This window comes from Candidatus Competibacter denitrificans Run_A_D11 (assembly GCF_001051235.1).
Taxonomy (GTDB): domain Bacteria; phylum Pseudomonadota; class Gammaproteobacteria; order Competibacterales; family Competibacteraceae; genus Competibacter_A; species Competibacter_A denitrificans.
The window spans coordinates 39,201-62,681 of the sequence record NZ_CBTJ020000045.1 but is presented as its reverse complement, the minus strand read 5'-3'; the positions used below and the strand labels follow the sequence as shown (position 1 = coordinate 62,681).

The following is a 23,481-nucleotide window of genomic DNA, read 5'->3' as shown; positions in this document are numbered from 1 at the left end:
CGTTGCTTGCTCAACGCGAAGCGGCTCCTAACCAGCGGATGAAGAGCTAATCTCTTTGCTTATCCCTTGCTCCATCACGCTCTCCAAACCACACAAGCTACGCCAAACCTGCCAAACCCCAGCCGATTCGGGTAAAGTTAGCGCCCAACCTGGGTTGCTACTCCAGGCGCCACCCGGACCTTCCACTGGAGACAACACGGCCTCGTTATGCAGGATTACTGGATTGCGCCTTCCATTCTATCGGCTGACTTCGCCCGACTTGGGGCGGAGGTGGACGCCGTGCTGGCCGCCGGCGCGGATATCGTCCATTTCGATGTAATGGACAACCACTACGTCCCCAATCTCACCATCGGCCCGCTCGTCTGCGCGGCGCTGCGCAAATACGGCGTCACCGCGCCCATCGACGTACATCTCATGGTCAAGCCGGTGGATCGGATCATTCCCGATTTTGCCGAAGCCGGTGCCAGTTACATCACCTTCCATCCTGAAGCCAGTGAGCATATTGATCGCAGCCTGCAACTGATCCGCGATTGCGGCTGCCGAGCCGGATTGGTGTTCAATCCCGCTACCTCACTGAATTATCTACACTATGTGATGGATAAGCTGGATATGGTGTTGCTGATGGCGGTTAATCCCGGCTTCGGCGGTCAGCGTTTCATCGACCGTACCCTGGACAAACTGCGCGAAGCCCGCCAATTAATCGATGCCAGTGGTTATCCAATCCGGCTTGAAGTGGATGGCGGGGTCAAAACCGATAACATCCGCGCCATTGCCGAGGCCGGTGCCGATACCTTCGTGGCCGGGTCCGCTATCTTCAATACACCTGATTATCGATCTACCATCGCCGCCATGCGGGCGGAACTTGCCAAGGCTAGCCACTGAAACCATGTTCAAAAACATTACTGCTCTATTGTTTGACCTTGATGGCACCTTGGTGGACAGCGCACCGGATTTGACGGCCGCTGTAAATATCATGCTCCAGCAGCTTGGCTTGCCAGCCCGTGAGGAAGCCCAAGTACGCATTTGGGTCGGTAACGGAGTCGATAACTTGATTTGTCGTGCGATCACCAACGACATGGCGGGCCGTGCAGACCCAGATTTATTCGCCCGCGCCAAACCGCTGTACAAAGCCGCCTACGCCAGCCATATCAGTGTCTACAGCACCGTTTATCCTGGCGTGCGCGAGGGCTTAAGCCAATTGCAAGCCGCCGGCTTACCCATGGCCTGCGTCACCAACAAACTCACCGAGTTTTCCATACCGCTCCTGGCGCGTCTGGGGATCGGTCACTTCTTTGCCACAGTCGTCGGTGGCGATTGCACACCCAATCCCAAGCCAGCACCGGATGCTTTGTTGCTGTGCGCTGAGCGATTGGGCGTCCCTATTGCGCAAAGCCTCATGGTGGGTGATTCACGCAATGATGTCAGCGCCGCCCGTAACGCCGGTTGTCCCGTGGTGTGCGTGCCTTACGGCTACAACCACGGCCACCCGATCCATGAGGCAAACCCGGATGCGGTCATCGACTCCATCACCGATTTGCTTGGCCTGCTGGACAGAGTTGTCTGATGTGCCAGTCGGCTCGATCCCTGTTTTCCTGCTTGTGCGGTAAGTTACCCCCGGACTTTCGATGGCGCGGTTAGAATCGCAACATGCAGATTCTTAGAATTTTCCGTTTTCGCCGCTCAGGATTGTCCGCGATTTATGAACCAAAAAAACTTTCAACGCCTGGTTGAACAGGGCTTCAACCGCATCCCCGTCGCCCGTGAGATGCTGGCCGACTTCGATACCCCACTCAGCACCTATCTCAAACTGGCCGATGCGCCGTATAGCTATTTGCTGGAATCGGTTCACGGCGGCGAAAAATGGGGCCGCTACTCGATCATCGGCCTGCCCTGTCGCAAGATCATCCGGGTTCGTGGCCAGCGGGTGACGGTTGAGCACGCCGGAGAAATCGTCGAATCGCTGGAGTGCCCCGATCCGCTGGCGTGGATTCAAGAGTTTCAGAGCCGGTATCGGGTGCCGGCCACCGGCGGGGGTTTACCGCGCTTCATCGGCGGGCTGGTCGGCTATTTCAGCTATGACACCATCCGCTACATCGAACCCAAGCTGGCGCATTGCCCGAATCCCGATCCGCTGGATAACCCGGATATTCTCTTGCTGGTGTCGGAAGATGTGGTGGTGTTCGACAACCTGGCCGGGCGACTCTATCTGATCACCTTGGTTGATCCGGCGGTGGAGCGTGCCTATTCCCGCGCCCAGCAACGGCTGGATGACTGGAGCGAACTGTTGCGCACTCCGCGCTCGCTCTATGCGCCCTATCGAACGCGCCCGGCGGCGGAAGAGATTCAGTTCGTCTCCGGCTTTACCAAGACGGGCTACGAAAATGCGGTGGAGCGGATCAAGGACTATATTCTGGCCGGGGATTGTATGCAGGTGGTGCCCTCGCAGCGCTTGTCGGCACCGTTTAAGGCGCCGCCGCTGGATTTGTATCGGGCGCTGCGCGGCCTGAATCCTTCGCCCTATATGTATTTTCTGAATCTGGGCGATGTTCATATTGTCGGTTCCTCGCCGGAAATTCTGACCCGGCTGGAAGACGGCCTGCTCACGGTGCGGCCTATTGCCGGCACCCGTTGGCGGGGGGCGACCGAAGCGGAGGACCAGGCGCTGGCAGCAGAGTTATTGGCCGATCCCAAGGAGTTGGCCGAGCATTTAATGCTGATCGATCTGGGCCGCAACGATGTCGGTCGGGTCAGCGAAATCGGTAGCGTTCGGCTGACTGAAAAGATGGTGGTCGAGCGTTATTCGCATGTCATGCATATCGTTTCCAACGTGACAGGTCGGTTGCGGCCAGGTCTGACGGCCATTGATGCGTTACGGGCCACTTTTCCCGCCGGTACGGTGAGCGGTGCGCCTAAGATTCGCGCCATGGAAATCATCGACGAATTGGAGCCGGTCAAGCGCGGCATCTACGCCGGCGCGGTCGGCTATCTGTCGTGGTCGGGCAATATGGATACTGCCATCGCCATCCGCACCGCCGTCTTAAAGGATGGAATGCTGCATATTCAGGCTGGGGGTGGCGTGGTGGCGGATTCTGTTCCGCAAAATGAGTGGGAAGAGACGATGAATAAGGGTCGTGCGCTGTTTCGGGCGGCAGCGCTGGCGGAGCAGGGGCTGGATGAGCCGCGTGCCATAGGCGAGAAGATCTGAAGAGATTCCCAGCCAATGGCAAGCGCGATTTACTTCATAGGCGGCGCCAGCGCATCTGGAAAGTCAGTGGTCGCCAGAGCGTTGGCAGCCGAAGCACAGTGGCCGATTGTCGAGCTGGACGAGTTTTACGATATTCTCGACAGCGCGTTCGAGGATCACACTAACCTGGAGAAGGCCACCGACAAGATCGCATTGCAGGTGGTCGTGCAGCTATTAGCGGTGAACGCGGCTTGCCTTGTTGAAGGCGGTTGGATTGATCCGGCCCCGGCCAAAAAACTGAAGGATCGAAGCCAGGGCCAGTTCTATCCGGTGTATTGCGGATATCCGAACGGCACTGTGGAACAGCGTCTGACGATGATCAAACGGGAAAAAGCCCACTGGCTTGCCGAGAGATCGAAGAAAACCGCCCGCGCTTATCTGGAAAGCCAAATCAAGCACAGCCGTTGGTATCAGCGGCAATGCGGCCAATATGGCCTGCCGTTTTTCGACTTTTCGGATATCAGCGTGGGTGTTGCCGCCCTGAGCGCAAATTACACCGATTGGCTTAGGTCGGTTGGCACGCACGCCAAGGCTACGGCATCACAGGCAATTTTATAACGCGGCCTCCGCCGTAACTGTGGCTTTGCGCTCCAGCTTGCCCCAGCCTACCAGCACGCCGCGCAAAGAGGTCAATGCGCTCTTGATGGCGACGTAGTACATCAATTGGCGATAGAAAAAGCGTTGCCAGAACAACCAGACCAGCAAGCTCCAGCTTTCCCGGCGTTCCAGGGCGAAAGCCAAAATAGCCGCCAGATAATCTACCGTCACGAACAGGGCGTAATAAAACAGCACTCGCCAGAGTGCATCCGGCGAAAACTCGGCGGGGTGTTGCCAGTGACTGATAGCGGCTGACCCCAGCGACCAGACCAGTAAAAGATCCATCACCGGCGAGATCAACGGAAAGAAGACCTGAAAAATAAAGATATTCGGCAGCGCCACAAAGCCTAGCGCGCCATGGCGCGGCCGGAAGAGCACGTCACGGTGTTTCCAGGCCGCTTGCAAAGTGCCAAACATCCAGCGGTAACGCTGGCGAATGAAGCCACGCACGGTGTCGGGCGCTTCGGTCAGCGCGACGGCTTCATCTTCGTACACGATGGCGTAACCAAGCCGGCGAATCGCCATGGTTAAATCGGCGTCTTCCGCCAAGGTCAGATCGGTAAAACCGCCCGCTTGCAAGATCAATTTGCGCCGCCAAGCGCCCACCGCGCCAGGGACCACGGTGATGCAATTGAGTACGTCGAAGGCGCGACGATCCAGATTCTGGCTGGTGATGTATTCCAGTGCTTGCCAGCGGGTCAGCAGATTGATTCGGTTGCCGACCTTGGCGTTACCGGCCACCGCGCCAATGCGCGGATTGGCGAAATGGCGGACCAGCTTGGTGAGGGTGTCGCGCGTGAACACCGTATCGGCATCCAGGGCCACGATGATCTCCGCGCGAGTCTGCGCCAGACCGAAGTTAAGCGCCGCCGGTTTGCCGCCGTTGGGTTTGGTAAAAACTTTAACCCGTGCATCGTGCGCGAAGCTTTCTCTGGCAATCCGATAGGTGGCATCGCTGGAGCCATCATCGACCACGATGATTTCAAACTGTTGAGGATGATCGCTAGCCAGCAGAGATGCGATGGTTTGTGCGATCACTTTTTCCTCGTTATAGGCCGGTACCACCACCGCAACTGAAAGCGAATAGGCCGGATCGAAGACGGTATGCCGCTGGCGCCAACGCTGATAGATGGCCAGCACGCCGATAAAGAGCAGACGGGCAATGCCCAGGACGATGCCTAATAAGAACAGCCAATGAATCAAGCTGCTCGACCAGTTAAGAAAGCCGAACGCTGCACCGTCCCACCAAGTCTGCCATTGGCTATCCGGCGCCACCAGCGGCATCACCGCATCGCGGCTGCGCCCCAGCAAGTCCGAGACGGTCACGAACTGGAACCCCTTGGCCCGCAGTGCCTCGACGATCTTGGGGATGGCTTCGACCGTTTGGCTACGGTCGCCGCCCGCATCGTGTAGCAGGATCATATTGCCTTCCCCACGTTCGGCTTCGGCCACTGTCCGCTGGACGATCTCATCGACTCCTGGCCGCTGCCAATCATCGGGATCGATCTGCATTCCCACCACCAGATAGCCTTGCTCGCTCGCCCATTCGACCGGGCGAAGCTGATCGATGGTTTCTGGCTCCGCGTCCACCGCGTAGGGGGGCCGGAACAACAGCGAATGGCGCCCGACCGCACTGGCTAGCAAGCGTTGGGTCGCCGACAATTCAAGCTGAAACTGAGTCGCGGAGATATTGGAGATATTCGGGTGGGTAAAGGTGTGATTGCCGATTTCGTGCCCTTCCGCAACCTCGCGTTGCAACAAATCCGGGTTCAGTTCGCCGTTGACGCCAATGATGAAGAAGGTGCCTGGTACGCCGGCCTGGTGGAGCGCATCGAGAATCTGCGGGGTATAAAGCGCATCGGGGCCGTCGTCGAAGGTCAACGCGACCTTGCGCGTTGCGCCGCCATGGCGCGTGATCATGTAGGGCGAAGGAAATTGGGTGTAGTGCTCCGCCGTGATGAGGTTGCGTTTTGGATCAAAGGTGATGGTCCGGTTTCCAGTCTGCGGGCGCGCGGTGATTTCAAGGATTTCGCCCTGGCCCTCATAGTCCAGGCCGTAGCCAAACTGGATTTGGCCCAACTCGCTAGCGAGCGCCGTATCCAGTGGGGCCGCTTTCCCAAATACGCGCCATAAGGCGGGATCTTCGCTACCCATGCGCCATAGCGCGATGCCGCGCGGCTGTACCGAGCGGATTACCACCAACTGATTGAAGGCGGTCACTGCGTCCAGCATCCACACATGATGGATACGGTCATTATCATCGGCGTAATTGAACGTGGGATTGAGTGAGACTGGATCGAGGTGGATGACCCCTTCCGATTCCTTGGCGATCAGCACCGCTTCTTCGTAGGTGCGCTCCTCGGCGGGATGGCCGCCAGCCTGCCAGTCGTAGGCGTAATTGCCGATTGCGACGATCATCTTGTCGGCAGGGATATCGTGCTGGCGCTGGCGAAGCGCCTTGGCGAACCAGGGTAGACTGGCAATAGGTCCCGGTGTGCCTGTTGACCAGTGTTCGTCATAAATCATCAGGATCAGATAATCGGCGCTCGCGGTTAATTTGCGGTAGTCAAAGCTCGGATCGCTAGCAGGCACGTTGACCGAAACCGACCAGTTCTTCGGCTTAAACGCGGCGTACAGTTCCGCTATGAAGCGTTGAAAATTGGGCTGAGCCTTGGCAGGAATGTTTTCGAAGTCGATGCTGACGCCAGCGAAGCGATGGCGTTCCACGTAATCGGTCAACTGCTCGATGACATGCGCCCGCGCGGCAGGCTTTGCCAACATGTTGGCCAGCTTGGCCCCTTCCCACTCCTTGCCGTTCCAGTTATTGACCAACGGCACGATGGCAAAGTCGGGACGCCGGTCGCGGATGTATTGGGTGGCATGTGTCTGCCGGGTTGGGTCATCTTCCCGCAGTAAACCGTCTTCATCCACCAGATGCAACCATTCGGCGATGACCATATCCAGACTGCCCAGGTTTTGCTTGAGCGAGGTCATGCTCGAATCGTCCCAGTTGACGAAAAAACCGATAGCCAGTTGTTTCTTATCGGCCAACGGGTCGGCTTGGGGGGCTTGTGCCAGCAGTTGTCGCAAATCGCGGTCGCGTGCTCGGGCCAGTTTGATCTTGGTTTTTTCGAAAGCGCGCTCCCGGTGGGTCAGCGTTCGGGCCGGTGCTAGCGCAGGGATCGGAGGTACGGCGTGAGCGCCCTGCGGCAAGAAACTGGCGCCAGGCAAGTTCAGAGTAGGCAGCGCCGGGCTGGCGAGTATGCTGAAAAGGAGTCCGCCCAGCAGTACCGTCAATACCACAGCGACCAGCGTCATGCCTGCGCGCAACCGTGGCCATCGCTTGTTGGTGGGATCAAAAAATACCGGCTTGATCTCAGGAGAGTCGGGGAATTCCGCTAAAGTAGTGGAATCAGCTTGGGCAAGTGGGGGCGATGGCTGTGGCATATCGTGGTTCGCAGGTGATAGAGCAGCGGAATACCGCATTGAAACAATTGATCATTAGAAGTCATTAATCCACGGTCAGGCTAACGGGCCTGATCAAATGCCGCTGCCGTCAGGGTTGTTGGTGGCTACGTATCACGGTTAATGACCCAGGGGGTAACCGCACCTTAACGGGCTGATGGCTTGCTAATCGGCTATGGGCAGGTGGCCGACTCCGCAGTGGGCGACCGTGTTCGCCGTTGGCTTGCCACCGATATTGAGCGGCTGAGAACTGATAAAGGTCGGCGGGACCGAGAAAAGGTTCACTGATCCTTGCCAAAGGCTGCAAGAAGTGTAATGCCACCACCTGATCCTGCTTTGAGTCTTTGTTAAGCAACAGCATCGCCCACTGCCCATCGGGGCGTTTGACGGCATAGGCGCTGACTGGCAGCCGGCCAGCCGCGCGACCCTTGGTCAACCGTACCGAATAGACTGCGTGGGGCTGATTCGGGTTCCCCAGCCATTGTTGAGTGAGCAAAGCGATGCCGTGGTACGTCGCGGTGGGTGCGAGGATACGCCGACTTTCATCGGATAAAAACAAGGTATTGTTGCCCCAGGTATTGCAGTCTGGCGCCCGGTAAATGGGGCTAGGCTCATAGCCGTACAAATAGGCGGTCGCGCCGCCGGATTCCAGGAAGGTTCCTACCGTGTCGGCGTTAAATAACGCGCCGGTTAAATCGACTTCCGCTTGGGTCGAATACGCCGAATAACCGTATTCCGTCATATAGAGGGGAACCGCGCGCGGCAAGCCTTGCCGGTAGAGTTCATCTAGCGCTGACCGGAGTAAAACAGGGGCTTGTTGCAGTTTTGGTGCGGGTGGTGCGCACACCTCATCAAAGGGATACCACTCAAAGGACAAAAAACCCAGGGCTGCCTGACGGTCGCGTGCTTGCAAATAACTCAAGAAACGAGCCAGCCAAGGCTGATCCTGGGCCACCTCAGTGCCTGACCAAGCCATCATCGGTTGATCCCAGAGGGATTGAAAAGAAGGGCCGCCTAAGGTGATGGCTGGATCGACCGCCCGCAGCGCATCGGCTATTTGCAAGTAAAGCGCACCGTAATCCTCCGGCGCCACGTACTGGCCATCCGGCTCTTCACCGATTTCCACGCCCCGTAGCGGATAGCCACGCCGTTTTAGATAGCGGAGTAGGGCGGCGGCGTTGTCGGGTGTGTCGTACAGGGCGCCCACCGCCATCAGGACCGGTAAATCCTGGCGGATTCCGCTGGAGAACACGCGGTCGATACCCGGCTGCTCCACCTCTTTATCGATATCGATGGCCCGATGCCAAGGGTCGGTGGACGAGACAAACAGCCGCGTTTGCCGGTCCGCCTTCTTGCCGTGGCGAATGACATCGTGCAATTGTCCTGAAGCGTTGAGCGTACCGCCATGGAGTTCCCAGATGGCATAACCGAGTGCATCGCGCGGATCTTTGGCGGCGGGCGGCGCGCTCGCGGATGACTCTTCCAGCAAGATCCGCATAAAGCGTAGCCGGATGGCGCGTTGACTTAGCCGGAGAGTGACATTGCCACCTTGGCCAGCCGAGATTTGGCCTGTAGGAAAGTTTTGCCAGTGACCTTGGGGATATTCATCGGGATCTTGGGGATCTTCGCCAGCCCAATATTGGACCCTGTAGCGGACAGCATAGGGGTTGCTCCAGGCGATGCGTAGCGCGTTCACTGGGGTCCGTTTCGCAAAATCGACGATCACCCATTGCGGGTGACGGCGGTTATCCTCGCCTGTATAGCGCTGATCCAGGTAAGGATTGCTTTTCCAGAACGTGGTTACATCGCCATCGACCAGACGCGAATAGCCATTGTTTTCCGCCTGGTCGATGGTGTTGCCACGGCGCGGCAAACGATAGCCGTAAGAGGCCAGAATCGGCGTATCAGACTGATCGTCCGATGCCCAATAGCCTTCCCGGCGCGCTGGATCGCTCCACTGGCCGCGCGGGTTCCAATGCCAGGCCTCTATGGCCAGTTCGGTGCGCAATCGATAACTCAATGGCCCCAAACCAGCCGAGCGCATGGCGCGCAGGATCTCCGGCCGATAGATCGCTGCGCTATCTCCCTGCGAGTGACCGTCTATCCCCGCTCCCAGCGCCACGGCAGGAGTAAAAATCCTTCGTGGCCCTGTGGTTAGATCAATGGTGGCATTGATGGCTGAGGCGGTATGGCCCGGTGACCCAGTGACCACTAAACCGATGACGAGCAAGGACGTAGCGATCCGAACAAGGGCACAACACATCAATTTACGGTCCTCTTTGCTTTCGCCTTGTTAGCTAAAGATACGACGCCAGATTGCAGTGAGCGAGCAATCCTGTTTGTAAATTGAGACGATCAGCGCGCATAATCCCTATATTGCATTGCAACAATACAGCGCCGAACCGAGGTGCTGCCGACTTCGCCCCAACGGCTGGTGTCTGGCATCGGTCCTCGTCAGGGGGCGGGCGCAAGTTTGTTTTGGGATAAAGAGCAAGCCGGTTTGGCCGGCTAATGAGGGTTAAAATAATGCGCATCGCCATGTTTACTTCGGAATCTTTGCATTCCATTGCTTCCGGGGGCCTTGGGGTCCATGTCACGGAATTGGCGGCCGGCTTGCAGCGCCGGGGTCATGATCTCTATGTCATCACTCGGCGGCAAGAAAACCAAAACCATTATGACTGGATTGATGGTGTTCACTACCATCGCATTGATCATGGTTTAAGTGAAAATGATGTCGAGTGCATGGACTACATGTGCAAAGCCATGGCTCACCGTTTTCATGAAATTACCTCTATGGTGGGCAAGTTTGAAATCGTGCACGCTCATGACTGGCTGACCGCCAACGCCATGAAATACGCGATGGACGGTTTCAGCACGCCGAGCGTATTGACCATGCATTCCACCGAGTACGGCCGTGACGGTAACGTGTTTTATAAGGGTTTCGCGCGCTGGGTGCGGGATGCCGAGGCGGCGGGTTGCCACAACGCGAATATCGTGATTGCGGTCAGCCACTTTTTGGATGATGAGTTGTGCCGAATTTATCACGTCCCCAAGGAGAAGATTCACGTCGTTCACAATGGCGTGAATTACCATGCGTTTGACGGCTATATCAATCCGGCCGAAGTGAAGAGTCGTTATGGGATTGCGCCGCTGGCGCCCACTATCTTCTCGCCTGGTCGAATGACCGCACAGAAGGGTATGGATATGCTGGTCGAAGCCGTGCCTATGGTGCTTGCGTCTTATCCCAAAGCGCGCTTTATCATTTCGGGTGAAGGACCGGAAAAAGAGATGGTCATGCGGCGAGCCGATGAGGTTGGCGCGGCCCACGCCATCGTGTTCCTGGGCCATATGCCGCGCTGGCAATATATCGATTTGATGCGGGCGTGCGATATCGTGGCGGTGCCCAGCCGCAACGAACCGTTTGGCATTGTAGTGCTGGAAGGTTGGGCGGCCGGTAAACCGGTGGTCGTTACCACCGCCGGTGGCCCCAGAGAGTTTGTCTGGCATAACGTGAATGGTTTTCTGGTGGACGCCAATGCCGGCGGCATGGCGCACGGCATCGGTTCGCTCCTAGCCGATCACGACCATTGCCGCGCGCTTGGGGCCAACGGCCGTCTGGCGGTGGCATCCCAATTCAACTGGGATACCATGGCGGCTTATACCGAGGGCGTCTATCAAGTCCTGGCGCATTAGTTTCGGGCACCGATCACCCTCCGATCAGCCGACGTACTCTACGCTCGTGTTGGCTGGGAGGAGAGTGATTTGGGTTCTTTGCCATAGATAGTCTTATTTATGAATGGCAAACAAGCGATCAAAATCCTGCAAGCGGCTGGCTGGTCGATGACTCGAATCAACGGTAGCCATCACATGCTCAAGAAAGGTAGCGTGACGGTCCCTGTTCCAGTGCATGGTCACCATGACTTGGGAATCGGCTTACTCAAGAAAATCGAGCAATAGACGGGAGTCAAACTGATATGAATACTGCCTATCCCTACACCCTCGAACCGCAAGAAGGTGGTGGCTATGTGGTGCAGTTGGTTGATTTCGAGGAGGGTTTTACTGAAGGCAGCACGGAAGAAGAAGCCGCTTTTAATGCCGCAGAAGTACTTTCCTTGGTGATCGAACAGCGCTTGGCAGACGGTCGGGCAATTCCGTTACCGTCGCCGGGTGAAGGTCGCTCAGTCGCCTATCCACAAGCCCGTGTCCAAGTTGCGCTGCTTTTGCGAAAGACACGCGAGGAACAGGGCCGAACACTGGCTGAAATGGCCCGTGCCCTCCAAACCTCTTGGCCTTCAGCTCAGCGTTTGGAACAAGCGACGGCTAATCCCACACTCAAGCAACTGGAGCGAGCAGCGGCAGCTTTGGGTAAACGCTTGTCAATCACTTTGGATTAAGCCACAACCGACCCACGTTGATCCCCCTGTCTGCCCTGTCTACCCGCATTGACCTCCACCGCTGTTGCAAGCACAGGCGCTCGACGAATTTCCGACTGCCACACCTTGCCAATGCGCCCGACGACTCCATAATGTGGCTGGCCATCCTTCAGCGCCGCTGTCAAAGGTGAATGTCTTATGTCCGCCAAACATCAAGAAACCAAGACGGGTCTGAGCTTGACCCGCGTCAAGCCCAAGCGCGGTAAGAAAGCCCATCCAGCAGCGGCTGACGCCGGGCAAATCCTCGCCTCTCGTGAGGGCTTGCTGGCCCATGCCTGGATCGACCGGGATTTGAGTTGGCTCGATTTTAACGGACGGGTGCTGCATGAGGCGCTGGATGAGCGCACGCCTCTGCTCGAACGACTCAAATTCCTGGCGATCTTTACCTCTAACCTTGATGAGTTTTACATGAAGCGGGTTGGCTTGTTGCCGCGTAAACGGCTGGTGGAAATCCGTACCAAGGTGATTGAACAACTGAAGCGGCAGGCCCAGTGTTATCAAGATCTGCTGCCTCGCCTGGCTGAACATGGGGTCTTTTTGCTGGAATGGCAGCAGCTTACCGAAGCACAGCGCGAGGAGGCGGGGGCGCTTTTCGATCATAACGTCTCACCGGCTTTGACGCCGCTCGGCATGGACCCAGCCCATCCCTTTCCGTTCATGTCGAACCTCTCCACCAACTGGGGCTTTATCTTGCGCAATCCCGACACCGACGAATACGTGCCGGTACGGGTCAAAATACCGACCATTCTGCCGCCTTGGATTGCGCTCAAGGCGGATACCGGCGAGGGAGAGCATCGATTTTTACGGCTGGAAGACTTGATTCGGCATAGCGCCGATAAGCTGTTTCCTGGCATGGAATTGGTGAACGCCACGCTGTTTCGCATCCTGCGCAACGCCGAGGTCGAACTCGACGAGGAAGACGATGACAGCTTACGGGAAGTGGTGGCGGAAGCGCTCCAACAGCGCCGTTTTGAGCCGGTGGTGCGGTTGGATCTGGCGCCGGACGCCCACCCGGCTCTGCGTCAAGGGCTGATGGAACGCTTTGAATTGGAAAGCGACGAGGTTTACGCACTGCCCGGCCTGCTGGATTATACGGGCTTGTTCCAAATCGCCGGCCTCGATGTGCCCGCTCTGCGCGACCCCGTATGGAACCCGCTGCCGCCGATCCGTATACCTAACGAAGAGGTGGATATCTACGCGGTGATTCGATCCGGTGATCTGCTGCTGCATCACCCCTACGAATGCTTCGATACCAGCGTTGAGGATTTCATCGGTGATGCCGCCACCGATCCGCAAACCGTCGCTATCAAGATGACGGTTTATCGGATTGGCGATGACACGCCATTCGTCCAATCGCTGATTCGCGCTGCCGAAGCCGGTAAACAGGTGGCCTGCGTCATTGAGCTGAAAGCCCGTTTTGACGAGGAACGCAATTTACGCTGGGCTAAGGATCTGGAAAAGGTGGGTGCTCATGTCACCTATGGGGTGCTTGGCCTCAAAACCCACACTAAGGTGGCGCTGGTGGTGCGTAAGGAAAGCGGCGGGTTGCGCTGCTACGCCCATATCGGTACTGGTAACTACCACATCAAGACCGCACGGCTGTACACCGATGTCGGCCTCTTGACATGCGATCCGCTCATCACCACCGATGTGGTGAATCTGTTTCACTATCTCACCGGTTTCTCGCGGACCCCACAGTTCAAAAAACTGTTGATTGCCCCTATCAATATGCGGCAGCGTTTTCTGGCCGCCATTGAGCGGGAAATCGAGCACCATCGTGCCGGTCGGCCTGCCCGCATCGTCGCCAAGATGAACCAGGTTGAGGATTTAGCCATGGGGCAAGCTTTGGCGGCTGCGTCTCAGGCCGGCGTTCCCATCGACCTGATTGTGCGCGGTTTTTGCTGCCTCATTGCCGGGGTGCCGGGTTGGACGGAGACGGTGCGAGTCCGCTCGATTATTGGCCGCTTTCTGGAACACTCGCGGATTTTCCACTTCGCCAATGGCCAGGAAGACCCGCTGGAGGGCGAGTTCATTATCGGCTCAGCCGATTGGATGCACCGCAATCTTTCTGGGCGCGTCGAGGCCGCCACGCCGGTCGAGGACCGGACGGCGCGCGAGCGTTTATGGGAGATTTTGGATATTTGTCTGCGCGATGAGCGCCAGGCCTGGCTGATGCAACCCGATGGCAGCTACGTGCAAAGTCAACCCTCGGCCGAAGCCACCGGACCCGCTGCATTGGGGACGCACGCTTGGCTGATGGATTTGACCCGCCATCGTGCCTTGGCGGATTGAATCGTTACTGTAAGATTGCAAACGAATTTCTTGCGACATTCTCACCAGGAAAAACTATGTACCGCAATTATTACCCTCCGGCTGATTGGGAAAAAATCATGGCGTTTTCCAAAGAGAAGGAGACGCCGTTTCTGGTGGTGCTGCTGGATCGAGTCCAGGAGAAATATCGGGAATTTCGGACGCATTTTCCCGCCGCCAAGATCTACTATGCAGTAAAAGCCAACCCCGGCGTGGAGTTGCTTGCCGTGTTGCGGGATCTTGGGTCTTATTTCGATATCGCTTCGATTCACGAACTCGACCGGATGTTGGATTTGGGTGTGACGCCAGAGCGGCTCAGTTACGGCAACACCATCAAAAAGGCCAAGGATATTCGTGAAGCCTACGAGAAAGGTGTCCGGCTTTTCACCAGCGACTGTGAAGCGGATATCCGTAATTTGGCCAAGGAAGCGCCGGGGTCGCGGGTGTTCTTCCGGCTCTTGATGGACGCTGTGACCTCGGATTCGGATTGGCCGCTGTCGCGCAAATTTGGTTGCCAGCCGCGGATGGCTATTGATCTGGTGATGCTGGCCGCGCATTTGGGTTTGGAACCTTACGGGATCTCTTTTCATGTTGGCTCGCAGCAACGCGAAATCTCGGCCTGGGACGCCGCCATCGCTCAGGCGCATTCGCTGTTCGAATGGTTGGATAAAGCACATATTCGGCTACAAGCCATGAATATGGGTGGCGGGTTTCCCGCCGATTACCTGGTTAAATCCAATCCGTTGTCGATTTATGCGGAAGAAATCAATTTCTACGTCAAAGCCTATTTTGGGGATTCGGCACCGGTGATCTATCTGGAACCGGGGCGCGGGCTAGTCGGTGAAGCGGGCGTGCTGGTCAGCGAGGTCGTCTTGATTTCCAAAAAATCCAAAACCGACCGCAAGCGTTGGGTCTATACCGACGTTGGGGTTTTTAATGGCTTGATGGAAACCATCGACGAGTCGATCAAATACCCGATTTATACCGAGAAGACCGGTGAAGAAGGCGACGTGGTATTGGCGGGGCCGACTTGCGATAGCCTGGATATCCTTTATGAGGATTTCCAATATCAACTGCCGCTTTCGCTGGAAAGCGGGGATCGGTTGTATTGGCTCTCTACCGGTGCTTATACCACCTCGTATAGCTCCATTGAGTTCAATGGCTTTCCGCCACTAAAAACCTACTTTCTGTAACCGGACATCGCTAGCGCACCTTTTTCTTGACGGTCATTCTGTTGGGGTGGTCTCCGTTCGGGAATAAATGATTTGGCGCGCTCAGGGATTTTTCCTATAATCGCCGCCATTTTTCGGCCGAACTGAATCCCAAAGGGGGGTTTGGCGCGACCGGACATCCCTCGTGATCTCTCCGGTGAACGTCCCAGCAGAGCGACGCGCGCAGTCAGGGCGCGATGCGCGTTTTCCGAAGTAACCGCGCGTTGTTCCTGTATTTCCCCGATATTTGATGCTGATGTAGGAGAGAGAGTTGATGCCCTCGCGTAGCGAATTGGCCGCCCGACGCTTGTCGGACAACCCGACTGAAGCGGTGGCCGTGATCGGCCCTACCGGCCAGGAATTCTTACCGCCCACTCGCCGGGACATGGCAAACGCCATTCGCGCGTTGAGCATGGACGCGGTGCAACGAGCCGAATCCGGTCATCCTGGAGCGCCGATGGGAATGGCGGATTTTGGCGCGGTGCTTTGGGACGATTTTTTTCGGCACAACCCGGCCAACCCTAAATGGTTTAACCGGGATCGCTTAATTCTTTCCAACGGCCATGGTTCCATGCTGTTGTATTCGCTCCTGCACCTGAGCGGCTACGATCTTACCATTGAAGACCTGCGCAACTTCCGCCAACTGGGTTCCCGCACGCCAGGGCATCCAGAGTACGGTCGCACGGCGGGGGTGGAAACCACCACCGGGCCGTTGGGGCAGGGTTTGGCGAACGGCGTGGGCATGGCCTTGGCCGAACGGGCGTTGGCGACCCGCTTTAACCGGCCCGGCTTTCCCATCGTCGATCACTATACCTACGTCATTCTGGGCGATGGCTGCCTGATGGAAGGCATTTCCTACGAAGCCTGCTCGCTGGCCGGTATCTGGGGTCTAGGCAAGCTCATCTGCCTCTATGATGACAATGGGATTTCCATTGACGGTAAAGTGCAGGGCTGGTTCCGCGATAATGTGGCGCTGCGGTTTGAGGCCATGGGCTGGCATGTCATTCCTAATGTGGATGGCCACGACGCCGATGCCGTCCATGCGGCCATCGAAAAGGCCCGCGCCTTTCATGAGCGTCCCACCCTGATCTGTTGTAAAACCACTATTGCCAAAGGTTCGCCCAACAAGGGCGGCAGCGAGAAATCGCATGGTGCGCCGCTGGGTGTCGCCGAAGTGGCTGCAACCCGTGAAGCGTTGGGCTGGCAGCATGAACCTTTCGTTATCCCGCCGGAGATTTACCGCGTTTTCGACGCGCGCGCCAGAGGTGAGGCGGCGGAAGACGAATGGAATGTGCTGCTCACCCGGTATCGTGCTGAGTTTCCGGAACGGGCGGCCGAATTTGATCGGCGGTTGGCCTGCGGTTTCCCTGAGAATTGGCAGACTATTGCCTGGGAGTTCATCCACCAAACCCAGCAACGCCATGAAGATCTCGCCACGCGCGCTGCTTCGCAACGGGTACTGGAGTTTTATGGCCCGCACTTCCTGAGTCTGGTTGGGGGGTCGGCGGATCTGGCGGAATCGACCGGCATTCCTTGGGCCGGATCGCGCCCAGTGGATTTTGAACATCCTGACGGTAACCTGATTTTTTATGGCGCGCGGGAATTCGCGATGAACGCCATCATGAACGGCTTGGCGCTACACGGCGGTTATATCCCGTTCGGTGGCACCTTCCTGATGTTCGCCGACTACGGCCGCAGCGCGATCCGCATGTCGGCGTTGATGAAGATTCGCTGTATGTTTGTGCTGACGCATGATTCTATCGGCGTGGGCGGCGATGGCCCCACGCATCAACCGGTTGAACATGTGGCCAGCTTGCGGATCATCCCTGATCTCTCGGTCTGGCGGACTTGCGATACCACGGAAACCGCCGTGGCCTGGAAGATGGCGCTGGAGCGGGTTAACGGGCCGACCGCGCTGATTTTCACCCGCCAGAAATTGCCGCATCAGGATCGCACGCCAGAGCAGGTGCAGGCCATTGCGCGCGGCGGTTACGTGCTGCTGGACTGCGGCGGCAACCCGGAGGCCATCCTCATTGCCACAGGTTCCGAAGTGCCATTGGCGGTCGAAGCAGCCAAGCAGTTGAATGGCCAGGGGCGGCGGATTCGTGTTGTGTCCATGCCCTCGGTGGATGTGTTTGACGCCCAAGATGCCGCGTATCGTGAGTCGGTGCTACCGGCCGCAGTAACCCGGCGGGTCGTCGTCGAGGCGGGGGTCACTGCACCTTGGTATAAATACGCAGGGCCGCAAGGCACTGTGATCGGTATCGATTGTTTTGGCGAATCCGGGCCACCGGAAATCATCTTCCAACATTTCGGTTTTACCGTCGAACGGGTGGCTGCCGCTGTGACGGCGCTGTTCTAAATTTAAGCCTGCGTGCTGACGTTAATTTTTGTCGGTCAACGCTTAAGGTTTATACTATATCTTTGTAGTCTTTCCGGGTGGATGATGACATCCGCCCTTGTTTCATAACCACACGTTTCGCTCACCACACAGTTGGAGGAAAGCATGGCTATCAAAGTTGGCATCAACGGGTTTGGCCGCATCGGTCGCATGGTGTTTCGCGCGGCGGTGAAGGATTTTCCCGATATCGAGATCGTCGGCATCAACGACCTGCTCGAACCCGATTATCTGGCCTACATGCTGCAATACGACTCGGTGCATCGCAAGTTTGAGGGTAAGGTTGCGGTCGAAGGCAACACCCTGATCGTCAACGGCAAGAAAATTCGCCTGACCGCCGTCAAAGACCCGGCCGAGCTGAAGTGGAACGAGGTGGGCGCCGATATCGTTGTTGAGTCCACCGGCCTGTTCCTGACCGAAGAAACCTGCAAGAAGCACCTCGCCGCCGGCGCCAAGAAAGTCATCCAAAGCGCGCCCAGCAAAGATGACACCCCGATGTTCGTCTACGGCGTGAACCACGACAAATACGCCGGCCAAGCGATCATCTCCAATGCCTCTTGCACCACCAACTGCCTGGCGCCCGTGGCCAAGGTGCTGAATGACTCCTGGGGGATCAAGCGCGGCCTGATGACCACCGTTCACGCCGCCACCGCCACCCAGAAAACCGTCGATGGTCCTTCCAACAAGGATTGGCGCGGCGGCCGCGGTATTCTGGAAAACATCATTCCGTCCTCCACCGGCGCCGCCAAGGCGGTGGGCAAAGTCATCCCCGAGTTGAACAAAAAGCTCACCGGCATGGCGTTCCGCGTGCCGACCTCCGACGTGTCGGTGGTCGATCTGACGGTGGAACTGAACAAGCCCGCGTCCTACAAGGACATCTGCGCCGCCATGAAGGCCGCCTCCGAAGGCCCGATGAAGGGCGTGTTGGGCTATACCGAGGATAAAGTGGTCGCCACCGATTTCCGTGGTGAGAGCAACACCTCCACCTTCGACGCCGACGCCGGTATCGCCCTGGACGACAACTTCGTCAAGGTCGTGGCCTGGTACGACAACGAATGGGGTTATTCCTGCAAAGTGCTGGAAATGGTTCGCGTCATGGCCAAGTAAGCGGTCGCCACGCCGTGGCGGTTCCTTGCTGAGCTGAAACCACTCGCCCCCGCCGCTCTGGCTCCACGCCAGGACTGACGGGGGTTTTATTTGGAGGAGAGAAAAATGCAATTCAAGCGTATGACCGATCTGGATTTGGCCGGAAAGCGAGTATTCATCCGCGCCGACCTCAATGTGCCCGTCAAGGATGGCAAAGTGACTTCCGATGCCCGTATCACTGCGTCGATGCCGACCATCGAACATGCGATGAAGGCCGGAGCCAAGGTGATGGTGACCTCACACCTGGGTCGCCCGACTGAAGGCCAGTTTAATCCAGAGGATTCACTCCAGCCAGTCGCCGATGTCATGTCGGCCAAGCTGGGCAAGCCGGTGCGGGTGATCCGTGACTGGGTGAACGGCGGTTTTGAAGTCGCCAACGGTGAAGTGGTACTGCTGGAAAATTGCCGCACCAACAAGGGCGAAAAGAAAAACGTCGAAGAGACTGCCAAAAAATACGCAGCGCTGTGCGATATTTTTGTGATGGACGCCTTCGGCACCGCTCACCGCGCTGAAGCCTCCACCCACGGTGTCGCCAAATTCGCACCCGTCGCCTGCGCCGGCATCCTGCTGACCGAGGAACTGGATGCGCTGACCAAGGCGCTGGCCAAACCGGCCCGCCCGCTAGTCGCCATCGTCGGTGGTTCCAAGGTCTCGACCAAGCTGACCGTGCTGGAAAGCCTGTCGGAAAAGGTCGATCAACTGGTGGTCGGTGGCGGCATCGCCAACACTTTCCTGGAGGCCGTGGGCAAGAATGTCGGCAAGTCGCTGAGCGAGCATGATCTGGTGCCGACCGCTCAGACGCTGATCGAGAAGATGAAAAAGCGCGGTGCGAACATTCCCATCGCCGTCGATGTCGTCACCGGCAAGAAATTTGACGCCGCTGAACCCGCTGTGCAGAAAGACGCTGGCGCAGTGGCTGACGATGACATGATCTTCGACATCGGCCCCAAGAGCGCCCAGGAACTGGCCGACATCATCATGAAGGCGGGCACTGTGGTGTGGAATGGCCCGGTGGGCGTATTCGAGTTTGACCAGTTCGGCGCGGGCACCAAGACCGTCGCCATGGCGATTGCCAACACCAAGGCGTTCACGCTGGCCGGCGGTGGCGACACCATTGCTGCGATTCAGAAATACGATATCTACGACAAAGTGTCGTATATCTCGACGGCGGGGGGTGCATTCCTGGAATTCCTGGAAGGCAAGGTGTTACCTGCGGTTGAAATTCTGGAGTCGCGGGCCAACGGTTAGTTAGCCTCAGCGGATTGCACGAATAGAAACGGGCGACCATGGGTCGCCCGTTCTTTATAGGTTAAGCGTTATCTCTGGCCCGAGGAAGCGGGCGATAGTACAAAGCTCGATCCTGTTTTTATAAGGGCCCTTCATGCCCAGGACATTTATTAGCGCTTAAAAACTGATGGCAAAATAGCCAAAGCGCCGATGCGTTTTTTTGAATGCGTGTCAGCTACGATTATCCGCGCGAGAAGCTTTGCAGGCTGTTCAATCCTTGAGCACGTTATCGCAAGAACGAGATGTTAATAGCGCCGTCCGCCGCCACCGCCACCACCGTAGCCACCACCGTAGCCACCACCGCCACCACCGCGTTTGCCGCCACCGCCGCCACCGCCACCACCGTAGCCGCCGCCACCACCAGATCCTTGCTGGGGCGGGCGCGCTTCGTTGACTGTCAAATTACGGCCCTCAATCGGTTTACCGTTCAGTGCGGAGATTGCTGCTTGAGCCTCTTGGTCAGTGCCCATTTCCACAAAGCCAAATCCTTTGGAGCGGCCAGTGTCACGATCCATGATCACTTGAGCGGATCGCACTGTACCGTGAGCGGTGAACAGATTCTCCAAGTCACTATTGCTAATATTATAGCTCAAGTTACCAACATACAGTTTCTTACCCAATTCACAAGCTCCTCGGTAGGATTTTGGCAAAATTCTTGTATCAGACACGCGAGCGCAGGCCCGATTAATTTAGTTTCACACGAGCCTGATGCCGAGTCAATGATTTGGTTGCCAGATGCGCTGAAGTGAATTTCTCCGCCAGCCCATGGCTGATTGCAAAGTCCTTATCCTGCTCAGTTATCTCCTGAATTTTAATAGAAAAAACCACATATCAGAGTATTGATTCCAGAAAAATTTACAGTTAATTTAGTGGTTTGATCAAGGGGCCTTCCTTATTATTTTTTAGTCGCCTGAGCTTTTTTCAAATGGATGGATAATCTCAAATCTACTCATGATCAAAGATAAGTTTTTAGCGAAATTTGACAAAATAAGCGTGTTAAATCTTTTATGGGTTGGCCTCGATATAAAGTCTAATAGCTAAGAGTCTGGTGAAATACAATATGCTTTTATTGGGATTTTTGATGGATCTAATGCTAATAGATTAGTCGATCAAAAAAGTTGAGTGGATTCCTAAGAAATGTAAAATAGCTTATTACCATGCTTTCTTAGTTCAGCATTTGGTTTCTTGTGGACACATAATAAGAGGGTTTAGAAACTTGGTAGTGGGTATCACCTATTTATTTGTATTTCTAAGGGATAGCCTGTCTCTTGTGGGGTATTTTTGGTTGCCTGAGCTGTTTTACATTTTCCAGTATTCAGGCTGCTTTTATAAAACCCATAGTGTTTGATGACAGCCGCCCCCAAAATAAGCGATAGGCTGAGCACGAATTTTAACAGGCCCCCTATCCGTCATGACTAGGGTAAACTATTGGCGGCGCTCGTTGTGGCAAAGCTGAAACCTCATATACTGTGCGTATAATGGCGAGTTCCTGTCTTTTCCTTGATTAGTGATCCAGACATGAGAGTGATGTGAAACCCGATTCCAGCTTGTCGTCGCAGGATGCTGAAAATGTTGCTGTCCCCGAACCGATGATCGATTGGGTGAGCTTGTCCCGTCATTTTGAGGGTAACGAAGGCTTGATCGAGCAATTGATCGATCTAACCTTGCGAACCCAAGCAGAAATACCCTCTCAACTTGGCCAAGCAGCAGACCGATTGGACTGGGAAGGCATGGCGCGAAGTGCCCATGATCTAAAAAGCCTCAGCGGCCATTTTCAAGTGTGGGCATTGGTAGAATTGGCCAAGACCACCGAGCGAGCGGCTCGTGAGCGGCAACCGACCGCGCCGCAGTTGGCGCGGGCACTGGCCACCGGCACCGACCAGTTGATGGGCGTACTGGCCGCGTATCGCGGTGTTGTGACCCAAACACCAGATCCGGCGGCGGCGATTGATCTTGTCAGTGAGCTGCACGCCTTTGCTGAAGCATTGCGCGGACGCCAGATGGCGGCATACCATTTGGCAGAGCGCCTGCAAACCCATCTTGCGGATGATGAATTGTGGCCTGCCTTAGAAAGGGCGATTCGAGCCGCACTGGATTTGGAGTTTGCCGTGGCGCTGAGCTATCTCGAACCCGCGCTCGCCGCTATTGAAGCGGGAGGAAAGTAATGGAATCGAAGCACCATGTTCTCGCGGTCGATGATCGACCGAGCAATCTGTTGATGCTCGATAAGCTGTTGCGTGATCAATATATCTTGCATATCGCTACGGGTGGATCGCAAGCACTGGATTATTTGAGTACCGGTGGCAGTGCTGATCTGATTTTGTTGGACGTGATCATGCCAAACCTCGACGGCTTCGAAGTCTGCCGTCAAATCAAGCAATTACCCCGTTACGCTGAAATCCCAGTGATCTTTTTGACCAGCCTCGATAGCCACACCGACGAAGAGTATGGCCTGTCGTTGGGGGCGGTTGATTTTATCCACAAGCCTTTTTCCTCGGCTGTGGTGCTGGCGCGGGTGCGTAATCATCTCCAGCTCAGCGTGGCTACCCGCGCCTTACGGGCGCATAGCCAGGATCTGGAACGGCTCGTGGCGGAACGTGCCCAGGAAATCACCCGGCAATCCCAGGAGCTAACCCGGCGCGATCACCAACTGATCGCTGCGCAAGGGGCTATTATCAGCGCGCTATGCACCTTGGCGGAAATGCGCGATAACGAGACCGGCAACCATATCCGCCGAACCCAATCCTATGTACGGGCCTTGGCCCAGCGCCTGCGCAGTTATCCTGCCTATAGGGCGGAACTTGATGATGATGCCATTCGCCTGCTGTATATCTCGGCGCCCCTGCATGATATCGGTAAAGTCGGTATTCCAGACGCGATCTTGCGCAAGCCAGGGAGCTTGACACCGTCAGAATGGCAGGTGATGCAGCGCCACACCGAATATGGGCGCGATGCCATTGAGCGGGCGGCATTGGAGCTGGGTGAGGAGGGGATTTTTCTACGCTATGCCCGCGAAATCGCGCATGGCCATCACGAACGCTGGGATGGCACCGGTTATCCACAAGGGCTGGCCGGTAATGGAATCCCGCTCTCGGCGCGTTTGATGGCGGTAGCGGATGTTTACGATGCCTTAATTTCGAAGCGGGTCTACAAACCGGCTTTTCCCCATGCTCAAGCGATGGAGATGATCTATGCTGAGCGGGGTCGTCATTTCGACCCGCAGGTGGTCGATGCGCTATTGGAAATTACTCCTGAATTTGCCGATATTGCCCAGCGGTTCCGGGACGACGAAGTGGCGATTGGCTAAGCGTCGGCGCTGATCAGCGCCACGTCTTGCCCGCTGTTAGCCTCCCGATTCTGTCAGATCAAACCTCTTTTACCGATACCGAG

The 23,481-nt window shown here is 56.6% G+C and carries 17 protein-coding genes; 14 read left to right on the top strand and 3 right to left on the bottom strand.

All coding sequences use genetic code 11. The features are described 5' to 3' along the window. Positions 1-207: 207 nt before the first annotated feature. The 4 genes from rpe to BN873_RS10800 all read left to right on the top strand — a co-directional run bounded on the left by rpe (position 208) and on the right by BN873_RS10800 (position 3,802). Positions 208-882, top strand: a complete 675-nt coding sequence (rpe, locus tag BN873_RS10815) for a ribulose-phosphate 3-epimerase (protein ID WP_048673605.1) — start codon at positions 208-210, stop codon at positions 880-882. A 4-nt stretch (positions 883-886) separates the two neighbouring features. Continuing rightward, positions 887-1,564 carry a phosphoglycolate phosphatase gene (locus BN873_RS10810; protein ID WP_048673604.1) on the top strand — a complete coding sequence of 226 codons (678 nt, stop codon included), beginning with the start codon at positions 887-889 and terminating at the stop codon, positions 1,562-1,564. Positions 1,565-1,699: 135 nt separating this feature from the next. Beyond that, entirely contained in the window at positions 1,700-3,205 is a 1,506-nt protein-coding gene (trpE, locus tag BN873_RS10805) for an anthranilate synthase component I (protein ID WP_048673603.1), read from the top strand. Positions 3,206-3,220: 15 nt separating this feature from the next. Further along, the gene (locus BN873_RS10800; RefSeq protein ID WP_139031690.1) at positions 3,221-3,802 is read left to right on the top strand and encodes a P-loop nucleotide/nucleoside kinase family protein; all 582 of its coding nucleotides are present in this window, start codon (positions 3,221-3,223) and stop codon (positions 3,800-3,802) included. Here the strand turns inward: BN873_RS10800 and BN873_RS10795 are convergent. Beyond that, positions 3,797-7,288 carry a trifunctional glycoside hydrolase family 18/polysaccharide deacetylase/glycosyltransferase family 2 protein gene (locus tag BN873_RS10795; protein ID WP_082161224.1) on the bottom strand — a complete coding sequence of 1,164 codons (3,492 nt, stop codon included), beginning with the start codon at positions 7,286-7,288 and terminating at the stop codon, positions 3,797-3,799. The two genes, BN873_RS10800 and BN873_RS10795, sit on opposite strands and share 6 nt — an antisense overlap. A 109-nt stretch (positions 7,289-7,397) precedes the next feature. Further along, positions 7,398-9,569, bottom strand: coding sequence for a discoidin domain-containing protein (locus tag BN873_RS10790; protein WP_139031689.1), 2,172 nt, complete (start codon positions 9,567-9,569; stop codon positions 7,398-7,400). A gap of 263 nt (positions 9,570-9,832) precedes the next feature. Here BN873_RS10790 and BN873_RS10785 point away from each other — a divergent pair, with 263 nt between their 5' ends. The 8 genes from BN873_RS10785 to BN873_RS10755 all read left to right on the top strand — a co-directional run bounded on the left by BN873_RS10785 (position 9,833) and on the right by BN873_RS10755 (position 20,052). Next, on the top strand, positions 9,833-10,999 hold the full coding sequence (locus BN873_RS10785; RefSeq protein WP_048673600.1) for a glycosyltransferase family 4 protein: 1,167 nt from the start codon (positions 9,833-9,835) through the stop codon (positions 10,997-10,999). Between the two features lie 99 nt (positions 11,000-11,098). Further along, the gene (locus BN873_RS19485) at positions 11,099-11,263 is read left to right on the top strand and encodes a type II toxin-antitoxin system HicA family toxin (RefSeq protein ID WP_082161222.1); all 165 of its coding nucleotides are present in this window, start codon (positions 11,099-11,101) and stop codon (positions 11,261-11,263) included. A 17-nt stretch (positions 11,264-11,280) separates the two neighbouring features. Continuing rightward, positions 11,281-11,700, top strand: coding sequence for a helix-turn-helix domain-containing protein (locus BN873_RS10780; protein ID WP_048673599.1), 420 nt, complete (start codon positions 11,281-11,283; stop codon positions 11,698-11,700). A gap of 177 nt (positions 11,701-11,877) precedes the next feature. Further along, a complete protein-coding gene (gene ppk1, locus BN873_RS10775; RefSeq protein WP_082161221.1) occupies positions 11,878-14,031 on the top strand; it encodes a polyphosphate kinase 1 in 2,154 nt (717 codons plus the stop codon). Between the two features lie 56 nt (positions 14,032-14,087). Continuing rightward, positions 14,088-15,242, top strand: coding sequence for a type III PLP-dependent enzyme (locus BN873_RS10770; protein ID WP_048673598.1), 1,155 nt, complete (start codon positions 14,088-14,090; stop codon positions 15,240-15,242). A 403-nt stretch (positions 15,243-15,645) separates the two neighbouring features. Then, positions 15,646-17,622 (top strand): transketolase, encoded by a 1,977-nt coding sequence (gene tkt / locus BN873_RS10765; RefSeq protein ID WP_048673649.1) that lies wholly within the window; start codon positions 15,646-15,648, stop codon positions 17,620-17,622. A gap of 144 nt (positions 17,623-17,766) precedes the next feature. Further along, the gene (gene gap, locus BN873_RS10760) at positions 17,767-18,765 is read left to right on the top strand and encodes a type I glyceraldehyde-3-phosphate dehydrogenase (protein WP_048673597.1); all 999 of its coding nucleotides are present in this window, start codon (positions 17,767-17,769) and stop codon (positions 18,763-18,765) included. 105 nt (positions 18,766-18,870) lie between these two features. Beyond that, positions 18,871-20,052, top strand: coding sequence for a phosphoglycerate kinase (locus tag BN873_RS10755; RefSeq protein ID WP_048673596.1), 1,182 nt, complete (start codon positions 18,871-18,873; stop codon positions 20,050-20,052). A gap of 284 nt (positions 20,053-20,336) precedes the next feature. On the opposite strand, the gene BN873_RS21175 is transcribed toward BN873_RS10755, so the two are convergent. Next, the gene (locus BN873_RS21175) at positions 20,337-20,711 is read right to left on the bottom strand and encodes an RNA recognition motif domain-containing protein (protein ID WP_048673595.1); all 375 of its coding nucleotides are present in this window, start codon (positions 20,709-20,711) and stop codon (positions 20,337-20,339) included. 909 nt (positions 20,712-21,620) lie between these two features. Between BN873_RS21175 and BN873_RS10745 the strand changes: the two genes are divergently transcribed. Both BN873_RS10745 and BN873_RS10740 read left to right on the top strand, forming a co-directional pair. After that, the gene (locus tag BN873_RS10745) at positions 21,621-22,256 is read left to right on the top strand and encodes an Hpt domain-containing protein (RefSeq protein ID WP_048673594.1); all 636 of its coding nucleotides are present in this window, start codon (positions 21,621-21,623) and stop codon (positions 22,254-22,256) included. Next, positions 22,256-23,398 carry an HD domain-containing phosphohydrolase gene (locus tag BN873_RS10740; RefSeq protein WP_048673593.1) on the top strand — a complete coding sequence of 381 codons (1,143 nt, stop codon included), beginning with the start codon at positions 22,256-22,258 and terminating at the stop codon, positions 23,396-23,398. Before BN873_RS10745 ends, BN873_RS10740 begins: the two co-directional genes overlap by 1 nt. The last annotated feature ends 83 nt before the right edge of the window (positions 23,399-23,481 follow it).